The 18,544-nt window shown below is 60.7% G+C and carries 22 protein-coding genes and 4 pseudogenes; 16 read left to right on the forward strand and 10 right to left on the reverse strand.

Features of this window, described 5'->3' with window-relative positions; all coding sequences use genetic code 11:
* The first annotated feature begins 3 nt into the window (after nucleotides 1–3).
* From ACFQH2_RS06470 to ACFQH2_RS06480, 3 genes are all read left to right on the forward strand, one after another.
* Nucleotides 4–468, forward strand: coding sequence for a hypothetical protein (locus ACFQH2_RS06470; protein WP_377052000.1), 465 nt, complete (start codon nucleotides 4–6; stop codon nucleotides 466–468).
* Between the two features lie 346 nt (nucleotides 469–814).
* Nucleotides 815–1,738 (forward strand): DUF955 domain-containing protein, encoded by a 924-nt coding sequence (locus ACFQH2_RS06475; protein ID WP_377052002.1) that lies wholly within the window; start codon nucleotides 815–817, stop codon nucleotides 1,736–1,738.
* Between the two features lie 265 nt (nucleotides 1,739–2,003).
* Complete coding sequence (locus ACFQH2_RS06480) at nucleotides 2,004–2,561, forward strand: hypothetical protein (protein ID WP_377052004.1); 558 nt, start codon at nucleotides 2,004–2,006, stop codon at nucleotides 2,559–2,561.
* Between the two features lie 415 nt (nucleotides 2,562–2,976).
* On the opposite strand, the gene ACFQH2_RS06485 is transcribed toward ACFQH2_RS06480, so the two are convergent.
* Both ACFQH2_RS06485 and ACFQH2_RS06490 read right to left on the reverse strand, forming a co-directional pair.
* The gene (locus tag ACFQH2_RS06485) at nucleotides 2,977–3,615 is read right to left on the reverse strand and encodes a hypothetical protein (RefSeq protein WP_377076569.1); all 639 of its coding nucleotides are present in this window, start codon (nucleotides 3,613–3,615) and stop codon (nucleotides 2,977–2,979) included.
* Between the two features lie 94 nt (nucleotides 3,616–3,709).
* Complete coding sequence (locus tag ACFQH2_RS06490; RefSeq protein ID WP_377076570.1) at nucleotides 3,710–4,039, reverse strand: hypothetical protein; 330 nt, start codon at nucleotides 4,037–4,039, stop codon at nucleotides 3,710–3,712.
* 519 nt (nucleotides 4,040–4,558) lie between these two features.
* Between ACFQH2_RS06490 and ACFQH2_RS06495 the strand changes: the two genes are divergently transcribed.
* Nucleotides 4,559–4,702: a hypothetical protein gene (locus tag ACFQH2_RS06495; protein ID WP_377052008.1), complete on the forward strand. Its 144-nt coding sequence runs from the start codon at nucleotides 4,559–4,561 to the stop codon at nucleotides 4,700–4,702.
* A gap of 6 nt (nucleotides 4,703–4,708) precedes the next feature.
* Here the strand turns inward: ACFQH2_RS06495 and ACFQH2_RS06500 are convergent, their stop codons facing one another.
* Nucleotides 4,709–5,404 carry a nucleotidyltransferase domain-containing protein gene (locus ACFQH2_RS06500; protein ID WP_377052010.1) on the reverse strand — a complete coding sequence of 232 codons (696 nt, stop codon included), beginning with the start codon at nucleotides 5,402–5,404 and terminating at the stop codon, nucleotides 4,709–4,711.
* Nucleotides 5,401–6,074, reverse strand: a pseudogene (locus ACFQH2_RS06505) (RNA polymerase subunit sigma-70). The gene ACFQH2_RS06500 and the pseudogene ACFQH2_RS06505 overlap by 4 nt, the downstream one beginning before the upstream one ends.
* Nucleotides 6,075–6,790: 716 nt before the next feature.
* Between ACFQH2_RS06505 and ACFQH2_RS06510 the strand changes: the two are divergent.
* The 6 genes and pseudogenes from ACFQH2_RS06510 to ACFQH2_RS06535 all read left to right on the forward strand — a co-directional run bounded on the left by ACFQH2_RS06510 (nucleotide 6,791) and on the right by ACFQH2_RS06535 (nucleotide 11,460).
* On the forward strand, nucleotides 6,791–7,315 hold the full coding sequence (locus ACFQH2_RS06510) for an SWIM zinc finger family protein (RefSeq protein ID WP_377052016.1): 525 nt from the start codon (nucleotides 6,791–6,793) through the stop codon (nucleotides 7,313–7,315).
* Nucleotides 7,316–7,525: 210 nt separating this feature from the next.
* A complete protein-coding gene (locus tag ACFQH2_RS06515) occupies nucleotides 7,526–7,732 on the forward strand; it encodes a cold-shock protein (protein ID WP_377052018.1) in 207 nt (68 codons plus the stop codon).
* 236 nt (nucleotides 7,733–7,968) lie between these two features.
* Nucleotides 7,969–8,586 (forward strand): transcription initiation factor IIB, encoded by a 618-nt coding sequence (locus ACFQH2_RS06520; RefSeq protein ID WP_377052020.1) that lies wholly within the window; start codon nucleotides 7,969–7,971, stop codon nucleotides 8,584–8,586.
* A gap of 354 nt (nucleotides 8,587–8,940) precedes the next feature.
* Nucleotides 8,941–9,365, forward strand: a pseudogene (locus tag ACFQH2_RS06525) (ATP-binding cassette domain-containing protein); the annotation flags it as partial.
* On the forward strand, nucleotides 9,351–9,704 hold the full coding sequence (locus ACFQH2_RS06530) for an AAA family ATPase (RefSeq protein WP_377076974.1): 354 nt from the start codon (nucleotides 9,351–9,353) through the stop codon (nucleotides 9,702–9,704). The pseudogene ACFQH2_RS06525 and the gene ACFQH2_RS06530, both read left to right, overlap by 15 nt.
* Nucleotides 9,697–11,460: a hypothetical protein gene (locus ACFQH2_RS06535; RefSeq protein ID WP_377052024.1), complete on the forward strand. Its 1,764-nt coding sequence runs from the start codon at nucleotides 9,697–9,699 to the stop codon at nucleotides 11,458–11,460. The genes ACFQH2_RS06530 and ACFQH2_RS06535 overlap by 8 nt, the downstream gene beginning before the upstream one ends.
* 214 nt (nucleotides 11,461–11,674) lie before the next feature.
* On the opposite strand, the gene ACFQH2_RS06540 is transcribed toward ACFQH2_RS06535, so the two are convergent.
* Entirely contained in the window at nucleotides 11,675–11,983 is a 309-nt protein-coding gene (locus ACFQH2_RS06540; RefSeq protein ID WP_377076571.1) for a hypothetical protein, read from the reverse strand.
* Nucleotides 11,984–12,136: 153 nt separating this feature from the next.
* Here ACFQH2_RS06540 and ACFQH2_RS06545 point away from each other — a divergent pair, with 153 nt between their 5' ends.
* Both ACFQH2_RS06545 and ACFQH2_RS06550 read left to right on the forward strand, forming a co-directional pair.
* Nucleotides 12,137–12,367 (forward strand): hypothetical protein, encoded by a 231-nt coding sequence (locus ACFQH2_RS06545; RefSeq protein WP_377052028.1) that lies wholly within the window; start codon nucleotides 12,137–12,139, stop codon nucleotides 12,365–12,367.
* Nucleotides 12,368–12,439: 72 nt separating this feature from the next.
* A complete protein-coding gene (locus tag ACFQH2_RS06550; protein ID WP_377052030.1) occupies nucleotides 12,440–12,880 on the forward strand; it encodes a universal stress protein in 441 nt (146 codons plus the stop codon).
* Between the two features lie 59 nt (nucleotides 12,881–12,939).
* Here the strand turns inward: ACFQH2_RS06550 and ACFQH2_RS06555 are convergent, their stop codons facing one another.
* Nucleotides 12,940–14,073 carry a cell shape determination protein CcmA gene (locus ACFQH2_RS06555; protein ID WP_377052032.1) on the reverse strand — a complete coding sequence of 378 codons (1,134 nt, stop codon included), beginning with the start codon at nucleotides 14,071–14,073 and terminating at the stop codon, nucleotides 12,940–12,942.
* A gap of 339 nt (nucleotides 14,074–14,412) precedes the next feature.
* Here ACFQH2_RS06555 and glmM point away from each other — a divergent pair.
* The 3 genes and pseudogenes from glmM to ACFQH2_RS06570 all read left to right on the forward strand — a co-directional run bounded on the left by glmM (nucleotide 14,413) and on the right by ACFQH2_RS06570 (nucleotide 16,553).
* Nucleotides 14,413–15,731 (forward strand): annotated as a pseudogene (glmM, locus tag ACFQH2_RS06560) (phosphoglucosamine mutase).
* Between the two features lie 186 nt (nucleotides 15,732–15,917).
* Nucleotides 15,918–16,199 carry a ribbon-helix-helix protein, CopG family gene (locus ACFQH2_RS06565; RefSeq protein ID WP_377052036.1) on the forward strand — a complete coding sequence of 94 codons (282 nt, stop codon included), beginning with the start codon at nucleotides 15,918–15,920 and terminating at the stop codon, nucleotides 16,197–16,199.
* A gap of 90 nt (nucleotides 16,200–16,289) precedes the next feature.
* Nucleotides 16,290–16,553, forward strand: a pseudogene (locus ACFQH2_RS06570) (type II toxin-antitoxin system RelE family toxin).
* Nucleotides 16,554–16,585: 32 nt separating this feature from the next.
* Here the strand turns inward: ACFQH2_RS06570 and ACFQH2_RS06575 are convergent.
* Together ACFQH2_RS06575 and ACFQH2_RS06580 are read right to left on the reverse strand one after the other, a co-directional pair.
* The gene (locus ACFQH2_RS06575; RefSeq protein WP_377052038.1) at nucleotides 16,586–16,813 is read right to left on the reverse strand and encodes a hypothetical protein; all 228 of its coding nucleotides are present in this window, start codon (nucleotides 16,811–16,813) and stop codon (nucleotides 16,586–16,588) included.
* Between the two features lie 117 nt (nucleotides 16,814–16,930).
* On the reverse strand, nucleotides 16,931–17,239 hold the full coding sequence (locus ACFQH2_RS06580) for a hypothetical protein (protein WP_377052040.1): 309 nt from the start codon (nucleotides 17,237–17,239) through the stop codon (nucleotides 16,931–16,933).
* 93 nt (nucleotides 17,240–17,332) lie between these two features.
* Between ACFQH2_RS06580 and ACFQH2_RS06585 the strand changes: the two genes are divergently transcribed.
* Nucleotides 17,333–17,674, forward strand: a complete 342-nt coding sequence (locus tag ACFQH2_RS06585) for a hypothetical protein (RefSeq protein ID WP_377052042.1) — start codon at nucleotides 17,333–17,335, stop codon at nucleotides 17,672–17,674.
* A gap of 24 nt (nucleotides 17,675–17,698) precedes the next feature.
* Here the strand turns inward: ACFQH2_RS06585 and ACFQH2_RS06590 are convergent, their stop codons facing one another.
* Nucleotides 17,699–17,932 (reverse strand): hypothetical protein, encoded by a 234-nt coding sequence (locus tag ACFQH2_RS06590; RefSeq protein WP_377052044.1) that lies wholly within the window; start codon nucleotides 17,930–17,932, stop codon nucleotides 17,699–17,701.
* Nucleotides 17,910–18,332, reverse strand: coding sequence for a hypothetical protein (locus tag ACFQH2_RS06595; RefSeq protein ID WP_377076572.1), 423 nt, complete (start codon nucleotides 18,330–18,332; stop codon nucleotides 17,910–17,912). Before ACFQH2_RS06595 ends, ACFQH2_RS06590 begins: the two co-directional genes overlap by 23 nt.
* Nucleotides 18,333–18,544: the final 212 nt, after the last annotated feature.

The raw sequence follows: 18,544 nt of genomic DNA on the forward strand, positions 1-18,544 counted from the left end.
ACGATGCGAGACACCGAGTCGCACTCGCTTCGGGGCGCTATCGACGCCGGCGCACTCCACGATTTTCGCTCCGAGTTCGAGCGCCTCGAACCACTCGCGAACGGGTCGCTGGACGACCAGTTGAGTCCCAGCGAACTGCGCCTTCAGCTTGATGACGGTATCGGTGAGGCGGCGAGCGCGACCATCACCGTCCGGTGGTCGGTGCAGAGTGACTACAACGTTCATTATAACGACAACACGGGTCGTGACCTCCGATGGGATGTGCATCCCCACGAGTACCCGGACCCCAACGGCGACGCTCACTATCACCCACCGCCGAACGCGTCGGGCGATACCGACGATGTCGAAGCGTCCTGTATCAGCGTCACGGAACTCGTCCTCGTCGCGCGTGCGGTACACCAGTTATGGCGGACTGGTTACGACAGTGGGACGGACGACCCGCTCAATGACGCGACTAACCCTCCCTAGGTGCGGTCGCCGCATCTTCCCATTGGGGCCCGCCTCGTTCGACGAGACGCTCCCGATTTGATTGGTATAAAAGCCGGGCACGTGATGGTGGCTTCCGAGCGGTCGGCTCACTCACGAGTGCCTCATCGCCATTCCACTTGCCGTCTTGGGCGTAGCTGCCTGCTCAACTTTCTGCCGAACGCGTTCTGGCGCAGTGGTTGAAGAGTTCCAGCTCTCTCGCGCTTCGATGATCGCCTCGATTTCATCGTCTGGTTGATTCGTTCCGAGCGCATAGAGTACTGTAATATTTTTTGTGCCCCTCACGGGTGCGGGGCACTCGAGATACCTGTGTCCTCGCAGTTGAGCAATGAAACCAGCAACCCAGAGGGTATCGTTCACAGAGAGCGATACCCGAACAGCGGAGATGCACAGCACGGTCGAGCGGTGGGCCGAAGAACTGGTCGAACTCGTCGACGATGCGACGACCAGCGAGGCGTTCAGAGCGTGGCTCGACGTCCAGAGCCGGTTTCACGACTACTCGCATCGAAACACCCTCCTGATTACCCTCCAGTGTCCGGAGGCGACGCGCGTCGCCGGCTACCGAACGTGGCAAACCGAGTTCGATCGGCAGGTTACAGCGGGCGAAGACGCCATCTGGATCTGGGCGCCGATCATCGCCAAGCGCTGTCCGGAGTGTGGCAACGCCAGATCGTATCACGAACAAAGCGACTGTGAGTACACGGACACGCCACCCGAGGAGTGGTCGAAAGGCCTCGTCAGCTTCAGGCCAGCCTCGGTCTTCGACGTCTCACAGACGGAGGGAGAGCCACTTCCTGAACTCGACACCGAGGCCGAGGGCGACGCCGAAGCAGTGCTCCCGCGGGTACTCGATGCAGCAGGGCCACTCGGTATCGACGTCCGGATCGTCCCCGACTCGGAGTGGTCTCATGGCGAGGCAGATGGGATCTGCACGCACGCCGTCGACGAGCAGCCGACAGTCGAGGTCCGTGACCGATCCAGCCCCGCGGCACTCGTGGGCGTGCTCATCCACGAGTACGCTCACGCACGACTGCACAGCGGCGACCTTGATCGCCCGGAGCGAACCAAACGCGAAGTCGAAGCGGAAGCCGTCGCGTATCTCGTGGGGCGGTATTTCGGTCTCGACATGAGCGGCTCTGCGTTCTACCTCGCGGCGTGGCAGGGTGAGGATCCCGAGGTGATCCTCGAACGACTCGGGCGGATTCGTGAGACGGCAACCCACCTGATCGAGGCAGTGGAAGACCAGATATAGTCAGGGCTGGCAAATACGTCGAGTGCTGGTGCTCCTTCCAGTCTTCCTTGCCAGTCAGCTCTTCGGGGAGACCGCCCGCTTCGAGCTCGTCGACGATTACGATCGATCTCCGGAACGAATCAGCCGACCAGGTCGATGGCGGCGTGGGTGTGTTTGAGTGCCAGAGGGACAGTGTGCGTCTACGAACGACGACCACGCCATGCTAACACACACCAAACATCTCGATACCAATATGTGTCTGCCGGGATATAGTATCGACTAGACAATGGGGGCTCCGACCGAACACGAGATCGAACGCGGGGTTCGCTATGGGTTATTGATGGTGTTCGTCACCGGTATTCGCCGCGGGGATCCGGGGGCAGTCGTCAACGCCGTTGCCGGCGTAGTCGGCACCTATGTGCCCGATTTCGTCGAATGGACGTTCGACGTCGAACTCCGTTCGTGGCACCGTGCGTACATCAGTACCGCAATGATCACCCACGCTATCGGAATGCTCGGTCCGTACGAAGATGTGTGGTGGTGGGATCACCTGACGCATACTCACTCCGCGACGATTATCGGTGGCGCTGCCTACGTAGTCAGCCGGCGGCAGGGGCGCGATCCTCGGCCTCGAGTCATCGCGGCCGTTGTCTGTCTCGGACTCCTGTGGGAACTCCTCGAGTACGCCATTCAGGCCGTGGCCAGATGGCTCGGTGTCGACGCGATACTCGTTCCGTACGGGGCAAAAGACACTGCCCTCGACCTCGTCTTCGATCTGGTCGGTGCGATGCTCGTGCTCGCGGTCGGTGATCGTGTCCTCGCTGATCTCGCAACCGAGGCGTGAGCCAGTGTACGGCTCAGTTCTGCGCGCTGGCGTCCCCAATCAGGCGGGTTCTTGATACCTGCCGACCCGCGTAACCGAGACCACGGCCACGGGCCCTCAGAACGCCACTGCGCGCATGCCGACGTCGTCGCTGTTGCGATACTCGTGACCACGGCAATACCACCGTTGGACTGCTGGAACGGCGGTCTGACCGCTCATCACGACCGCCCTTCAGAACAGCGTTCCTCGTCGATAGTTCGTTCCAACGCGCAGGTCCTCGGGCCCTTTTCGGCACCTACTCACTCCAGCAACACGAACGCAACGGTAGCCGAGCCGATGTGTCGATTCCAGTGACCAGGAAGCCTCCCCGACTGCCTGTGAAGACGGGTGTCTCGACGGCTTCAGAGAGATGGGCGCCAGTACGCAGATCTCGAACCTACTTGCGAGTGATTTCGACGATGTCGTCGACAAACTCCTCTGGAGTGAGTGGCTCTGTCCACTCTTCACCGCACGGTTGCAGGTGGACTTCCAGAAGCAGGCCGTATATCGAGAGATGGTCAACTCTCCACTCTGTGGGATCTTCTTCGAATCCTCTATCGAGCGTGAGCACGTCGCCGGCGTCGAAATCAAGGTCGTAGGACTCTACCTGGCCGGCAAGGGTTCCGTCAACATCTGGAAGGGGATCGCCTGGATCTTCGACGTGGATTCGCCAGTCATCCATAATGCGCTCCCTGCGAATGCCCGTCTTTCGCTCGTCTACTTCACGCAGGTCAATATCGTAGACTGGTCGTGGGAGAATAGGATCGCGTGAGAACCGTCTCGAAAGCCACTTTCCGTATCGATCCACGATCGTCACTCGGCCATGTTCGATCGTCTGGAAGGAATCACCGACTGCAAAGAGAAACTCACTGGAGTGTTGCTCTCGAAACTCGGATTCGGAGAGTACCGTGCCCTCCTCGATATACTCTGGGAGATACGACCATCCGATCGATCGTCCGTCGTTAAATGGATATATGAACGTATTTGCTGATCTGAACTCCTCGGCTAGGTGCTGGAGTGCCTCGCGTTCGCTCATCATCTTTGCAGGAACCCGTTCCGAGGTCGTGAACCCGTCGAGATGTTTGATATCCTCCGTTTCCTCGACGATCTCAGATGAGTCCAGACTCCCCTCACTCTCTATCGTTGCATCGGTGGGAAGGGAAGCCACGGCATCTTCGGAACTCCGAGACTGGTGAGTGGAACTGATAGTTGCGGATCTCAAGACAGTAGTACTTCGCACCGTCGATGTGATGTAGTTGTATCTCGTCGACGTCACCCAGCATATACAGCCGCGCAAGAACGTGCGATTTGAGCTCGTAGAGTGCGCTCTTTCGCAGGCTATCGGCCTTTGCTACTCCACCGAGCCCCTGTTCATATGCTTCGGTTCCCCGTCGAGCATACTGCTTTGCTTTCTTGTTGATAACGAACAGCGCTTCTAGTTCCTTTTCAGTGTCTCTCATTGCGTTCTGTCCCCGCAACAAACAGTGGTTTCGTCATCGAATGTAAACTGCAGTACAATCGTCCGTCAGGGAGTTCGGGAGACGCTTCGAGAGATGCTCTCGAATGAAGTACTAATCGAGGTATAGCAAAAGTACGAACGCGACGAGATACCCCAAGACGTCGCCGAAATCCTCATGAGATCTGGGGCTGTGAAGTATGGATACTGGAGTAACTGACGGGCGAACTTATTGGCGCCTGCAACGGGTGCAGGCGCGCTCACAAAGTGCCTGCTGAGTAGAAGTGACACCATCGAAGAACTCCCAAATCGACGATGCAGAGAACGCGCTCGAGTGGTGGCTGGTGAGCAACGCCGACGCCGGTGTGCCAGATCGTGCCCTCGTAGCGGTGCTCCGAACCTACGCAGACACGATCGATCAACTTGGCCACATCCCACGGTCGTGGGACCGGTCACCGCCCGCTGCCGAACAGCACTGGAGGCCAGGGGAGTGCAGAAAACACAACAGATCTACCCTGCGTGTGTGCATGACCAGGTCGCCAAAGAGTTCGAGGTGTATCGACAACCGGACGCGTTCAACGAGGACTCACTTGTGATCGAAAACAGCAACGGGGAGCATTCGACGCTACTCGTTCAGGTTGACAGGAAGGACGTGGTTCCTTGCTAGCAGTTATTAATCTAGTTGATCAAATTGTATAGACAGATACTCTTGGAGTGCTACGGCTGTCTTCGTCGAGACAGCAGATGCCCCGAAATCACTCTGATAGCCGTGCTTGAGCACCTCACTCTCTAAGATCTCCGATCCACGCTCAAGTTGCCTTCGTAGCGCGTCCTCGTCCCCTCGCCGCAGATGGGGTGTGACAGCTTCGAGACCGATCTCTTCTGCGACCGCCAAGACGTCTCGAAGATCTGTTTCACGGCCGCTGTGGAGCTTTGCCGCCACGAGGACCGCTCCATCGATGACTCGGGCCGTCGTCGTCATCGTCCCACTGCTGACCTCCTGTTGTTGGCTGTGGTCGTATAGGTAGTCAAACGACCATTGTGCTTCTGTCTGGCGGCAGCCGAGTCCATTCACCAGCAGATCGAAGCCGATCGGCTGCTGCGGCGTGAGCCGTTTTTCGTACTCGATAACTTCGGTGTCGTAGAACCATTCCTTAGCGTGGCTGTCCGTTTCCTCGAAGCCTCGACGTTCGAGGAATTCGATGAATCCCGCCTTGGTATCCTGGGCGACGACGATATCGAGGTCAGTGGAGAAGCGTGCGTTGAACGCCGATACAGCATAGCCGCCGACAAGAACGTACTCGTGACCTGCCTGAGTGAGTTCCTCGAGCAGTTCGATGAGCGCGTCACTCCGGTTGTGGAAACTCATGTCTGTGCCCCTTCCGTTTCCCGGTATGTGACGCCAAGGTCGAGGTCGTCGTACATCCGGTCGACCATCGCCAGCGCCGACTGGAACTGGGCGTAGTGCTCGTGCATATACTCGATCGTCTCCGCTCTTGGGATCACCGCATAGCCTTCGACGTGCTCGATTTCGAGTGATGGTTGTGGATCGAGGACGACCTGGAGCGGTCCATCCAGCTCGTCTCGGGTTTGCCGCTCGAATGCGGTGGGGAGGTCGAACGATTCGAAAACGTCTGCCAGGCGTCGACGTCATGCTCACGGACGGCAAGGAACAGCGGATAGTCGTTGGGATCGCGACCGACCTGGTAGCCGCCCTGTGTCCACACGTAGACGGCGTCGATCCGTGTGAACGCGAACGGCCAGTCACCGAACTCCGGGAGGACGTAGGCTTCCTCGATGGATGGTGGGCTGACGCTGGCGCTGGCAGCGATGAGTTCGCGTGCTGCGTGACTCACGTTGTCGTTGACGACTGAGAGGCCGTCGTCATAGCGGACGTAGCCTGCGTCTTCGAGGCGGTTGACGGCCTGTCTCACCGTTTCGTACGGCGTGTGGATGGTTTGGGAGACACGTCGGATAGAGTCACCACTCTCAATGGCGAGGATGATCTGTGCTGCCGTGTCGTCAAGTACCTCGTACATCTGGTAGTTACCAATACTTCGGTAACAATTAAAAGTCTTACTCGAACGAATCTGAAGCTACGACCTCCACATTCGTCCTGTATCGAGTTGTGGACCAGTGTCGAACACTTCACCACCGAATCCAAATAGCTGTTATCAGACAAGAACTTCTACGGAGCTAGACGTAAGACAGTCAGCTGCCCGGTTGAGAGGCGTTACTCACCGCGATTTTTTGAGCGCCTGCAACGGGTGCAGGCGCGCTCATAAAGTGCCTGCTGAGTAGAAGTGACCCCATCGAAGAACTCCCAAATCGACGATGCAGAGAACGCGCTCAAGTGGTGGCTGGTGAGCCACGCCGACGCCGGTGTGCCGGATCGTGCCCTCGTAGCGGTGCTCCGAACCCACGCAGACACGATCGATCAACTGGGCTATGTCCCACGGTCGTGGGACCTTGCACGCCCCGCCCCAGACCCACAACGGAGGGCACGACACCGATGAACCGTTCGTTCCTTGCGGTACTCCTCCGCGTCGGCCGACAACGCCCTGAGCGAATCCACGAGTGTCGTCACTGCGGGACGACGCTTGCCAGTGAGACTGAGCTGTGTCCGTACTGTTTCGAGACGGACGTCATCAGGTACGAGATTTCCTGAACGGGGCGACGTCGAACAGCGATTGTACCTGACCACGGAGAGCGACTGCTGTGCAGTCGCGCTTTCTGCAACCACCGAATCCTACCAATGAGTGTTCCACTATCCGAACTAGACGCAACGAGTAGAGTGATCAAACGAGCCCAGTACGAGGCCTTCGAGTTCACGGTCGAGGACGACGGCGTACGAGTTAGAAACGGCAGCCATGCGAACCCAGAGGATCACGAGTACCTCGTCACGCTCGAGGGCGGGCTCCCCACTGGGTGTGAGTGTCTCGCCGACGCGAACTACGAGAGCGCGTGCAAGCATCGAGTCGCCGTTGCGATTCGACGACCGATCCTGGATGCAGCAGTCGACCGACAGCTTGCCGCTGATGGTGGGAAACCACGATCTACCTCAGAACCCGCGGGAGATACCCCGGACTCGTCCCCACCGAGAGCGAGCCAGGTATCGACGGACCGATCTCAGACAACAGCAGAGGAAGACGATACCAGTGAAGGCGACGGCTCGGACACTGGATGCGTCTGCACTGCGCTTCCGGATGGACTGCCCTGCTGGGAGTGTGTCAGAACGGGACGACGTGAGGTGCCTAATAGACAAAACACTGAGCAGTGAGGTCTCCCCTGAGACCGTCATATGGGTTGTCGATCGTGGATCCAGTTCGTGTAAGTGGAGGTGTTATGACTTGCTGCGTGTTAATGCTCCCAGTTGACGAGACCGACAACTGTACAGCCGCTCGCCGAAGACTGCGAATGTAGCGTGAAGAGTCGTGGTACCTCGACCCTCGCAAGGGTTATCCCTTATCCACTCCTCTGTTTGTTTGTAATGGCAAACGGTAAGGTTGACTTCTTCAACGACACTGGCGGCTACGGTTTCATTTCGACTGATGACGGCGATCTCGACGACGACGAAGACGTGTTCTTCCACATGGAAGACGTCGGCGGCGAAGACCTCACGGAAGGTACTGAGGTCGAGTTCGATATCGAGTCCTCGCCCAAGGGGCCTCGCGCAGAGAACGTCGTCCGACAGTAATACTGACACACAACTGTCGTTCACAGCGACAGACACCACTCTCGATTTTTTGGCAGGCTACACGTCCGAGCTGATGCTATCTGTACACTCTGTACTCACCCGTACCGGGTCAGAACTTAGCAGTAATTGAGTATTCTGAACAGAGCCTCTCGTAGGTAACTGATCGCTTCCGCATGCCATTTCTATCGCCCCCTGACGGGTGCGGGGCGTTCTGAAGAATGTCCTGTGTACAGAGTATGTCACTGAGAGATGTCTACGAAACTGGCTTCGACGAAGACGATGGACAGACGACAAACCGAACGGCGTGTCCCGAATGCGATGGGGGCCTGCAGACTGTTGGCGGAGAAACGACTTGCACTGAGTGTGGAGTAATCGTCGACGAATACCGGATCGACCATGCAGCGGCGAAGCGATCGTTCGCGGGCGGGACTCCCGAGCGAACACGAACGGGGGCACCGCTCACGCCTGCGAGACACGACCGCGGCCTCTCGACTGAGATCGGGCGGCGGGTCGATGCGAACGGAAACAGCCTCTCGAGCAGGAAGCGTCGACAACTGCATCGGCTTCGCAGACAACACGGTCGAGCGCGATATCGATCAAAGAAGGAACGGAACCTGGTGCGTGCCTGTGGAGAGATTGCGCGGCTCGTGGGGGCGCTCGATCTCACTCGGTCGCGACGTGAAGAGGCGAGCGTCATCTTCAGGCGGGCGCATGAGGAAGACCTCCTCCGGGGTCGCTCAGTGGAGTCGACCGCTGCCGGCAGCGTGTACGCGGCGTGTCGATGCAGTGGCGAGCTCCTCACCATCGTGGGCCGTCGGTGCGGAAGTCGCCCACGGAATGTCACTTTGCTTTGAGGAATCCAAGGCGATCAGACAGTGGGTACTCGTCTTTAAGCACGAACGGCCGACGGGAGATGTTGAGACGTAGATCGACGAAAACAGCGCCGATGGTGAGCTATTCGGTCAGTATGACGAAACCTCTCAGCAACAGGAAGACGACAGGGCAATCGTCGAAGCCACGATCACCCCCTCCGACCTCACCGACGTCCCCCTGTAGTCTGGACCGCTGGAAGCTGTTTGAATTCCGTACTCCGTACGACTCTCAGCTGATTGGGTGAGGCTCTCGGTCACTCTGAAGGAGTACATCTCTCAATCGAATACGGGTAACTACTTTCCCTTTGACAGATACACATGAAATATCGCCCTCCAATGACTGGAATCGAAACGACACAGCTGACGAAGCGATACGACGAAACGCTTGCCGTCGACGACCTCGACCTCTCCATCCCGAAGGGGGTCGTCTACGGCTTCCTCGGACCGAACGGTGCCGGAAAAACCACGACGATGCGGATGCTCACCGGCCTCACCAGACCGACCAGTGGGAGCGCCACCGTCGCCGGTGTCCCTGTCACGGATCGGGACGGGCTCCGCTCGCATATCGGCTATCTGCCCGAAGAGCCACCGCTGTACGAGCAGGCGACCGCGCTCGAACAGCTGAGTACGTCGCCGGCCTTCGGAACCTGCCCGAAGCGTCCACACGAGAACGGATCGACGGGCTGCTCGATGCGCTCGACCTCGCGGCCGACGCGGAGACGCGGATCGCGGAGTACTCGAAGGGAATGCGCCAGAAAACGGCGTACATTCAGGCTGTTCTCCACGAGCCCGATGTCGTGTTTCTCGACGAACCAACGTCCGGCCTCGATCCCCGGGCGGCCCGGACCATCCGGGAGATGATCACGGACCTCGCCGACGCGGGAACGACCGTCTTCCTCTCGACGCATATCCTGCCGGTCGTCGAAGACGTCGCTGACACGGTCGGCATCCTCTACGACGGACGCCTCGTCACCGAGGGATCCCCTGAAGCCCTCACTCAGCCCGCGGAAACGGAGGCGGGGACCCAGACGCTCGAAGACGTCTTCCTCGAACTGACCGAGACCGATCCGGCAGTCGACGCGGAGGCGAGGAATGGCTGAGCCAGGGTGGCCAGCGAACGTACTTAGCGTCGGCATCTTCGAGTTCCGCCGATCAGTTCGGGACATCTGGGCGGACAAGGCCCGGTTCGCCCTCATGACACTCGGCGTGATGGTCCCCTCGCTCATGGCGGCCGTCTTCGCCGTCATCTTTTCCGATCCGATCCGCGGTGTCGATGCGCTTCCTGAACCGGACCTCTTCCGGGGGTGGGTGGCGCTGTTCTGGCTGTTTGCGGTGTTCCTGCTCGGCCAGCGCGTCGTCTCGGCCCGCTCGCGGATCGACGCCGAATCGCTGATGCTCACGACGGTGTCGGCCCGGACGGTTGCCGGCGGGATGGTCGTCGCGGAGACGCTCCGGATCCTCGCGTATCTCGCCCCACCCGTACTCGTGCTAACCGGGGTCGGCGTTGGCCTGCTGGGCGCGCCCGTGAGTCTGGTGGTCGTGCCCGTCGCGGCGGCGCTCTTTGCCGTGACGGCCGTCGTCGCGGCGGCCGTCGCCGGCTACGCGGTAGCCTGGCTGGTCGCGACGTCGCGGTTCGTCGCCAGACACAGAACGGTGCTCGCCTCGGTCGCCTCGCTAGCCGGGACGGGGCTGTATCTCGTCTTTTTCTTTCCACAGATCTCCGGAATCACGCCGGAGTTGCTCGCGCCACTCCCCATCGCGTGGCTCCTCGACCTCGCCCTCCTCGGCACCGGCCTCGCCGAGGCACCACTCCGTGCCGGTGGGGCCGTCGTCGTCAGTCTGGCCGTGCTCGGCGCTGGCGGCGTCGCCATCGAGCACGAGACCGTTGCGCTGTGGTTCAGCGAACCGGTCAGCGTCGATAGCGAGGATACGACGGAGACGACAGCGAGTGCCACGGATGGAGACCTGCGTCGCGACCCGCTCGCCGCGGCCATCGCTCCGCTGGCGGTCCCCGAGTTCGTTTCGACGCCGGTACGGCGCGTCGCCGAGTGGGCACTGCTACGCACGCGCCGGGATCCGAACCGATTGACGTTCATCCTGATCCCCGTGATCGCGATGAGCGGTCCGCTTGCCACTGGCGCGCTTGAAGCCGGAGCGATCGGTACTGTGGCGACGCCGGTGTTCGCAGTCGTCCTCCCGTGGCTCGCCGGTGCGCTATTCGCGATGAACCCCCTCGGCGACGAGGGACGGTTGCTCCCGATCACGCTCACAGCCGTCTCGGGCCGACAGTACGTCCGCGGACTCGTACTGCCCAGCCTGCTGTTCGGGCTCCCGGTCGTCGTCGCTTTGACGGCGCTCGGGGGCGTCTTCTCGCCGTACTCGCCCAGCGAGCACGTCGGGCTGGTCGTCCTCGGCGTGTATCTCACCTGCGTTGCAGCCACCATTACGCCGGCAATCGGGATGACGCTCCCGCGCTTTAGCGCGATCAGCGTCGGCCAGAGCCGGGACGTGCTCCCGCCACGGATGGCTGCCGTCGTCGTCCACGCCGGACTGACGACCGTTCCCGGTGGGGTGCTCGCGGCACTCGTCATCGCGCCGGCGGCCGCCCGCACCGGTCTTGCCGGCCTGTTCGGCTTTCTCCCCGCGATTTCCCTGCAGCTACTCAGTCGATCGGACGGCGGCGTCCTGATCAGGGTTGGTGAATCGTTCGCCAACCTCGGGGAGGTGATCCAGTCGATCGGTCTCGCACGGCTCCAGCTCGTCGGTGGCGGGCTACTGCTGCTCGGGGGCGTGCTCGTCGCTGTAATGCTGTACCTGAACGCGATCGGTCGCTTCGAGCGGTACTCGCCAGTGTGAGTCGCGAGTCACCAGGCGGCGGGCCCAGCGTTCGGATCACTCGCTCCCGAAGCATCAGCCCGGATGCACAGCAGGGTCGACGCCGGGCCACTCGGCGCGAACGCCAGGATCAGGGGGCCTGATTGCCGTGGTCATTGACTCCATGATCAACGCAGAGCGCGTCTCTGGGGGAGCTACAGTTCAGGTTCCCACCCGAAAAGAAGTATTGGCGCGATTAGTTCTCCTGTCCCTCGCTCTCGTCGGATTCGTCGGTCCCAGAAGAGTCGGAATCTGACTCTTCGGTGCTTTGCAGGAGAAGATCCGTCCCGGCTGCGGCGACCATACCGATGCCGATCGCGCGCACCTGTCGGAGATATTCCGGGGTCGCCTCGAGTTCGGAGGCGTTGTCAAAGTTCTTCCCGATCATCTGTTTCGTGAATTTGACACTCAATTGCGGCAAAAGCGCAGTCGCTACTCCCTGCAAGAGGACGAATGCTGCGCCGAACGAACGACCTTTTTGAGAATTCATTACAGATCTACACATGGGTCGAGTAGGGATTAATATTGTGACTAACAGGAAATATTGAGAATGCCAATAACTCTTTTTAGACCGTTTTAGAGTCGAATAGCAATTTGATATTGCTTTTTATACGCAACGCCACATTTATGCGTATTTCAATCATGACCCCCCTCGGCGATGAGGGACGGTTGCCCCCGATCACGCTCACAGCCGTCTCGGGCCGACAGTACGTTCACGGACTCGTACTGCCTCGGCCAGAGCTGGGACATCTTCCCGCACCGGATGGCTGCCGTCGTCGCGCCGGCGGCCGCCCGCGCCGGTCTTGCCGGTCTGCTCGGCGGCGTGCTCGTCGCCGTGGTGCTGTACCGGAACGCTGTCGGCCGATTCGAGCGCTACTCGCCAGTGTGAGTCGTGAGTCACCAGGCGGCCCCCGGTGACTCGGGGGAGCAGATAAATCCGTAGCGAGAGTACTCTAACGGTATGGGGGAAACAGTCCTTGTTCCGATCGACGGATCACCGTTATCACAGAAGGCGCTTCGACACGCTCTCGAAAAGTTCCCGGACGCAGCGGTAATCGCCTACCATGTGGTGAACATCTACGAACCGGCATACGACGTGAACGATACGTCCATAGCCGAACTGCTCGGTGGGTCCGGGAAGTGGGACGAGATCGAACGGGAGGCAGCAGATCACCTGCTCTCGAAGGCAGACGAGATCGCTGCCGAGTACGATCGAGAGATCGACACCGAATCGGCTATCGGAGATCCACAGCGTCTGATTCCCGAGTACGCCAGAGAGAACGCTGTCGATCATATCGTAATGGGAGTGCATGGGCGAGCCGAGGAAGATCGATCGTTGGTCGGCCAGGTCGCTGAAACCGTCGTATTCCGCTCCCCTGTATCAGTAACGATCATCCGCTGAGATAGTTGACTGGTCGGTATTCGGTTTCGAGAACGAGTGAGGGCGCTGACAGCTGTGCGCTACTCGCTCGCCCCGCTACCGGACCTGTCGCTCGCTGCCTCGCTGAGCGTGGCCTGTCGCCCCTCCGTTCGCCGCTCGCGGCGGGAGCGATAGCCCTCGCGCAGCCCGAGGGTGATCGCGCCCAGTCCGAGCAGGAGGGTGAAGAACTCGAGCAGGCTCCCGACGAACGGGATCGCCCCCAGGAGGGTGAAAGCGACGAGGCCGACGACCAGCGCGAGCCAGCGGTTGTCCGCACTGACGAGTCCCAGCGCCCAGGCCGCAACGGCGTACTGGCCGTAGATAACGGCGACCCAGACCCCCAGGCCGAACACGATCGCGCCGCCGACGGAGAGCGGGATCCCGACGATCGTGATCGCGAGGATCACGAGCACGACGGGAACTGCGATCAGCGTCAGGAAGCCGACGCCGCCGGCTGTGACGGGTGTCTCGGAGACTCTCGTCGCGACGCCCCTAGAGAACGCGGGGAACGCCGCGAGGAGCACCGCGCCGAGCAGGAGGCTGGCGAACAGGCCGTAAATCGTCGTCAAGGTCGACGACACCGGGCTGAGATCGGTGGTAACGCCGAAGCCGTTGCCCAGACTCGAATCCTGCACGACGCCACCGGTCACGGTCGCGGCGGAGTCCTGGGTGAAGCTTCCCGCGTCGTAGCGGAACTCGCCGCCCACGTCCGTGTTCGGTCCGAGTTCGATCGTCGCAGCGCCGGCCCGGGCGTCACCGCCGATGCGCCCGTCGACCCGAAGGAAGCCCGTTCCGACGTCGAAATCGTTGCCGATCTCGCCGGTTTCGCTCACTTCGACGTGGCCCGCGCCGGCGCTGACGTCTCCGTCCACCTGCCCGTCGATGAGCACGGTCCCGGCGGCGGCATCGATGGAGCCTTCGACGACTCCGGTCTCGGTTACGTGGATCTGGCCGGATACCCCGGAGACGTCACCCGTGACCGTCCCGGAGATGATGATCGATCCCGATATCCCGCTGATGCTGTCGTACGTTTCTCCTTCCTCGACGACGACCGTGCCGGAGGCGCCCTGGAACGACTGTGCGGCGACGACGCCAGTCCCGAGCGAGAGGACCAGCATCATCACCATCACAAACACCGCGAATCGGCGACTCCGGGAACCGAGTGATAGGTCCATATCTAATAGTTCAATCAACTACCGTATATCCCTATTTCCAGCTTATTGAGGGGTTCTACCTCCGGCGAGCGCGACGCAATACGGACACGCTGCCCGGAATCGTGAAGCCGGTTCCCATACACTGACGGGAAACAGTCGTGCAGGCGGGCACCAGTCGGGCGACGCCTGCGATTCGATTCGACGGCGACCCGCGGTGCTGTCGTCTGCGGTTACCTGATCCGTCTCTCTGCCCGCCGAATCCATAGCGTCCTACTGGAGCCACGCCCCGGCCCTGCGGTGGTTTCTACAGCGCCATCGTGGATCGCATAACTGTAACTGTCTCCGTTCTCAAGTGCAACTATGTTCGGTACAAGCGGTGTTCGCGGGCAGTTCGGCACTGACGTTACAGTTGATCTGGCGGTTGTGATCGGACGTGCAGTCGTCGCCGACGGAGCGGAACGGGTCGTCATCGGTCGGGACCCTCGCACGACGGGGCCAGTTCTCAGGGACGCCCTCTCTGCCGGCGTTCGGGAGTCTGGCGGGGACGTGATCGACTGCGGGATGGTTGCGACACCGACGCTCGCACGGGCAGTGGCGTGGCGCGACGCGGACGTCGGCGTGATGATCACCGCCTCGCACAACCCGCCCGAGGATAACGGCATCAAGCTCTGGACGCCGTCGGGGATGGCCTTCGATGAAGCCCGCCGGGGACGGATCGCCGAACTGGTGGAGGCCGACGAGTATGCCCCGGCCGACTGGGATGCAGTCGGCACGGAAACGGCCTGGTCGGACGCCACGGCACGTCATCGAGATGCTATTGTCGACGCCGTCGATCCGGTCGAGGAGCTGTCGGTCGTCGTCGACGTCGGCAACGGCGCGGGAGGTATCACCGCTGGCGCGCTCCGGGCGCTCGGCTGCTCGGTCGAGACGCTGAACGCCGAGCCGGATGGCCGGTTCCCCAGCCGACCCAGCGAGCCGACCGAAGAGGCCTGTGGCACCCTGCAGGCACACGTCGCCGCGACCGACGCGGATCTCGGCATCGCCCACGACGGCGACAGTGATCGGATGATGGTCGTCGACGAGACAGGCCAGTTCCCCGCTGGCGACGCCCTGCTCGCGCTGTTCGCCCGCGGAGCGGCGGGCGACGGCGACGTCGTGGCAGCGCCGCTGAACACCAGCCTCGCGGTCGACGACGTTCTCGCAGAGATCGGTGGATCGCTCGTGCGCACACGCGTGGGTGACGTATTTGTCGCCGAACGAGCCCGCGAGGACGACGTCGTCTTCGGGGAGAGCCAAGCGGGGCCTGGATCTGGCCCGACGAAACGCTGGCTCCGGACGGCCCGCTCGCCGCGGCGAAACTCGCCGCACTGGTCGACCGGGAGGGCCCGCTCTCCGAACTGCTCGCCGAACTCCCCTCGTACCCACTCCGTCGGGAGAGCATCGAAGTCGAGGGGAAACGCAACCTGATGGAGACGGTCGCCACGCGCGCACACGAAGAGTACGATGGTGTCGAGAGTCTCGACGGCGTCCGCGTCGAACGCGAGGACGGCTGGTTCCTCGTCCGCGCCAGCGGCACCCAGCCGCTCGTCAGGATTACGGCGGAGGGTCGTACGGAAGCGGCTACCGCGGAGCTGTACGACGAGGCGCGGGCACTGGTCGAGGACGCGATTGAGGGGTAGGAACTCCACAACTCTGGAGCTGTAGATGATCGGTATCAGAGGAACGCGTCTGCTATCAGCAACCGAGATTGGAGGTGGTGGTGGCTTCAGAATCACCGAGATGCTGTGTGGGAATGGACTGTAGCTCCCCATTAACGCTTCCGGTACGGGAAACGCTTATATGTGAGACATGCGTCTCACACAATAATGAGTACTGATACTAATGACGCTGGTGACGGCAACGGTACGTCCAAGATCGACGTCCGGGTTCCGGATCGACTTCTCGAAGTGATCGACCAGGAGTACGAGCGCCGCGGCTATACGTCACGATCGGAGGCGATTCGCGACGCGCTCCGGGACTGGATCGACCCGCCGGAGCGGCTCTCTGAAGAGGTGCTCGACGCGCTCGAAGACAGTCGCGAGCAACGGGGGCGCGGAGAAACGTATTCGGCCGACGACGTTCGTGAACGCCTCGGCCTCGATGAGTAACGTCGAATACACCGAACAGGCGATCGAACACCTCGGCCTCGATGAGTAACGTCGAATACACCGAACAGGCGATCGAACACCTCGGCCTCGATGAGTAACGTCGAATACATCGAACAGGCGATCGAACACCTCGAAACGCTCGATCCGCAAGTTGCTGATCGCGTAATGAACAAGGTCGACGAAGCGACCGACTAGACGGAACAGCGACTAGAACGCCTGTCCGGCTACCCGTACTACAAGCTTCGCGCTGGCGACTACCGGGCGATCATTACGTGGGATCGTGACGACGACCTTCTGATCGTCGAAGCAGTCGGTCACCGACGAAACGTGTACGATCGACATCTCCCGCCCTAATCATCCTTATCACGGAAAGAAATCGGATTGTTTCACTCATCGTTGCCAGCCCGCTCGACACACCGGTAGTGCTCGGCGTCGAGGCCGGTCTCGCGAGCCGACTGTAGCTGGGACTCGATCAGCTTGTTCTGTTGGGCTCTCCACACCTCCGGTGGATGCTCCTCGATAAACTCGACCCACTGGCGAATCGCTTCCAGCCGGAGCTCCCGGTTGCGCTCGTGTTTCTCGTCGAGTCGGTCACGAAGATCCGAGTCGGTCATAGTCGTCCTCGACAGCCAGTGTCCGTACCCATTTTTCGAGTTCATCCGCCCTAAGGCTTTCCTCGAACCGCGCCAGAAGGTGGCGCATCCTCGATATGTGCAGAACCGTGCTCATGCCTAGTCGTGATTGTCGATACCTTCGTAGTGTTTCAGCCGACTATCGATCTCCCACGGCTCCCAGCCACAGTCGTGGTAAAGGACATCGGCGAGTTTGCCGAAGTTGCTCTTGTTGAGCTCGATACCACGGCTTCCGCGGTACGTGATATACGGTTCGCTGCGCAGGTCGGCGAAGACATCACGCGCCGTGGGATAGTCGCCATCGATCGCTGAGAGATCCAGGAGAGCATCCTCCGTGATCGGCGAGCCCCACCTGTGTTTCGCTATCATCGTTGCCAGGAGGGCACATTTCACTGACGGCTTCTGCATGATCGGTGGATATAGCCGCTGGAACATAAATACTGTTAATGGCTGTTAACGGTAGTGGAAATACTTATGAACGAACAGCCGTTGTTTCTCTGTATGAGCAGCATGGACCATGCGGCTGACCGCGGCGAAAAGAAGGAACTCCGCAAGGAGCACCCAAGCGGATGGCTCTACCTCACGCAGCACGACGCAGTTCCGATACTCGTAGATGCGTTGCTCGATCTTCCGCCAAACCGCGAATTCAACAAAACTGAACTTGCAGAGCACGCCGGTGTCACACGCCAGACTGTCGGCAACTATACCGATCTTCTGCTTGAGGTCGAACTCATCGAGGAGGTTCCAGGCACGTCTCCACGTCGGTACCGGGTTGCAGACAGCGACGTCGTCCGGGAACTCTTCGAGTTGAACAGCGCGCTCAACAACGTCGGCGACGAGTAGCAGTCTGCCCGCTGGTAGATTCTTTCACTCCCGCTTGGCTTCGCCAGCCCGCTCGACACACCGGTAGTGCTCGGCATCGAGTCCGGTCTCGCGAGCCGACTGTAGCTGGGACTCGACCAGCCTGTTCTGCTGTGGTCCCCATACCTCGGGTGGGTGCTCCTCGATAAACTCGACCCACCGACGAATCGCTTCCAGCCGGAGCTCCCGGTTGCGCTTGTGTTTCTCGTCGAGTCGGTCACGAAGATCTGAGTCGGTCATAGTCGTCCTCGACAGCCAGTTTCCGCACCCATTTTTCGAGTTCCTCGGTCCTAAGGCTTTCCTCGAACAGCGCCACAAGGTGGGCCGCATCCTCGATGTCCGTGCGCGTTCCGAGGTAGAGCTTGTACGGGATCTGCAGTTCGAGCGGCCCGACCGGCAGTTCGGCGTCGCCAACCCGGGCAGTGATAGCTTGGTCAAGTGAGGCACGGTCCGCCTCGTCGTCGACGAACTTCGCCTCGATATGTGGGATTACCTGTTCGTCCGGCGCGACCCAGATATTGTCCCCGTCGCTCAACATCATGTGTAGATCGTCGAGCGGCATTGCAGGTCCCCACATGCCCTCGCGTTTCAGACGCTCGGCCAGGCGCTCACTCTCGGCTTCGTCGATCGGTTCGAGCAACACGTCGATGTCTTCGGTCGAGCGCGAGCGGCCGGTCAGGATCGCCAGATAGCCCGCGACGTAGACGTGTTCGATATTGAGGTCGTCGAGAATCTCGGTGAACGCGATCGCAGCTCGTCGAGTTCGTTCGGTGGCCGATCGATGACGAGTTCGCCATCTACAATCTCGATACCGCCCATAGTTGTGGCTCGCTCCCGATATTTATAAATCAC

This window comes from Natronoarchaeum sp. GCM10025703, assembly GCF_042661985.1.
In the GTDB taxonomy this organism is placed as follows: Archaea; Halobacteriota; Halobacteria; order Halobacteriales; family Natronoarchaeaceae; genus Natranaeroarchaeum.